Origin of the sequence: Motilimonas pumila (genome assembly GCF_003596335.1) — a bacterium.
Classification (GTDB): Bacteria; Pseudomonadota; Gammaproteobacteria; order Enterobacterales; family CBDFNC01; genus Motilimonas; species Motilimonas pumila.
Genome location: NZ_QZCH01000083.1, coordinates 1 through 1834 on the forward strand (window position 1 = coordinate 1; position 1834 = coordinate 1834).

Here is a 1834-nt window from a genome sequence, read left to right on the forward strand (position 1 = left end):
CGATTTGAGATAAGCACCAAAATATTACTGGATATTGGCGAGTTACCGCCCGAGTAAATCTTCTAATAAAGGAAAAACCATGGGAAACGCAGCAAAACTTGGTGATATCGGCACCGCTCAAAATGGCTTTCCGCCTACGTCAATTCCACTGCTATGGCGTAAAAGTCTTACATTTGCCGCCCTGCGAATGTTAAGGACAGCGAGTGTTTAAATCTATTAACAAATATGGCTCTGAAGCATATCGCGCAGAGCAAGTAAAAGCTTCTCAGCGCAAGAGCCCATTGCGAATGATTTTGGCTGAATAAATATGTTAGATGAACAATACAGTGCCACGGCATGGCAACAAGATAAAGCAAGCCAAGTTAAACGGCCAGAAACAGGCTTACGTTACGCCACTTGGAGTAAAGGGAGTATCAAGCTGCCTTGGTCGCAAAATTACACAAACATTGAACCTTATCAGTATATTGCCGACCATATTTATGACTCAGAGGAAGTAGGAGAAGAAGGCTCTTCTTGGAGTCATACGCGACTTCAATATACCGGGGTTAAGGGCTATACCGCTTTTGTTATGAATTTTTTGGGTGGGGGCTACATCTATTCAATGATTGCATTGCTTGCCTTAGTTGTATTTTCAATTAGCCCATACTTTCCAAATGCAGAACACGATTTTCGAGATATGTTGTTAGATATCTCAATTATTGGGGGTGTTTTTTGCCTAGGGTTTCTCTTTAGGTATATTTTTTCCTACCTCGAAAAACACCCCGAATGGTTTGCCACCGATAATGGCGATGGTTTTTTCCGCCAAACTGGCATGGTCAAAGTAAAAAAACGCTTTGGTTTAGTCAGTTATCCTTTTACCGATTTTGATGCCTTTGTCGATTTGCATGTGGATAGCACCTCAGGGCAAACTTATACCAATCTGGCCGTGGTACACCGCAGTCAAAAGGTGGTGTTTTACCTTAACTTAACCGGTGAGTTGCAGGCCACGCCGCAGCAGCATTACCTTTGTTGGGAAATGTTGCAACGCTTTATGGATGTCAGTCAGTCATTGCCCGATATCCCCCAGCTTGAGCCCTTTAGGCCGTTAGACCCTACCACCGCAGCCCATGATAAAGCTAAAGGCCGCAAGGCCGATAAGTGGAAAAAAATGTCACCGAAATGGTTTGAGCAACGCGTGGCCAAGAAGTTAAAAAAAGCGCAAACTCGCTTTAATTGGGAAGACATCCCCGATTTATTCGACCAGCGAACCCAGCAGCAAAAACAGCAACAAGCTTTAAAGGCTGAGCAAGATGCAGCAGCCCTAAAAAGCGGCAAGGTAAAGCGCTGCCCAAGCTGTAAAGAGCTGGTCGCCAAGCTGGCAGCAAGCTGTGAGCATTGCGGTTATCAAATAAACCAATACGACGCCAGCCAGTTTGTGATGACACTACACCAGGCGATTGTGCAAGGTGATTGGGCCCTTGCCAAGCAGCATTTTGAACATGGCGCTGATGCAAAGTCCCCAAACGGTAACGGTGAAACGCCATTACAACTGGCTCAAAAACGCGGTGACCAGCTTATGGTCGACTTGATATTGCAATATGGCGGCGAATGAGCTTATTACAACAAGAGTAGGGTACAGCAAACTGTTGGCCCGTACTGCAGCACCGAATATAAGCGAAGTGCTTGCGATTTGAGTTATCAGCGTCATTACTTCGCGCTCCTCAATCCAATATAACAGTTGGCGAGATGAAATGCGTTATTAGCAACCAGAAAGAGAACCATGCAACCTTTTATTTATGACAACACGGCCTATCGCAGCGAACAAGCGCGAGACTTACATTTAAACAAACCGTCA

Annotated in this window: 2 protein-coding genes; both read left to right on the top strand. The window is 45.1% G+C overall.

What is annotated here, in order from left to right; translation table 11 throughout:
* The first annotated feature begins 79 nt into the window (after positions 1–79).
* Positions 80–211 carry a hypothetical protein gene (locus D1Z90_RS22030; protein ID WP_269777299.1) on the top strand — a complete coding sequence of 44 codons (132 nt, stop codon included), beginning with the start codon at positions 80–82 and terminating at the stop codon, positions 209–211.
* A 96-nt stretch (positions 212–307) separates the two neighbouring features.
* Positions 308–1591: a zinc ribbon domain-containing protein gene (locus D1Z90_RS20455; RefSeq protein ID WP_119912620.1), complete on the top strand. Its 1284-nt coding sequence runs from the start codon at positions 308–310 to the stop codon at positions 1589–1591.
* Positions 1592–1834: the final 243 nt, after the last annotated feature.

What these genes read in the sequence shown, in the direction of transcription:
- D1Z90_RS20455 (WP_119912620.1), top strand. Translation starts at nt 308, where the DNA reads ATGTTAGATGAACAATACAGTGCCACGGCATGGCAACAAGATAAAGCA.
- D1Z90_RS22030 (WP_269777299.1), top strand. Translation starts at nt 80, where the DNA reads ATGGGAAACGCAGCAAAACTTGGTGATATCGGCACCGCTCAAAATGGC.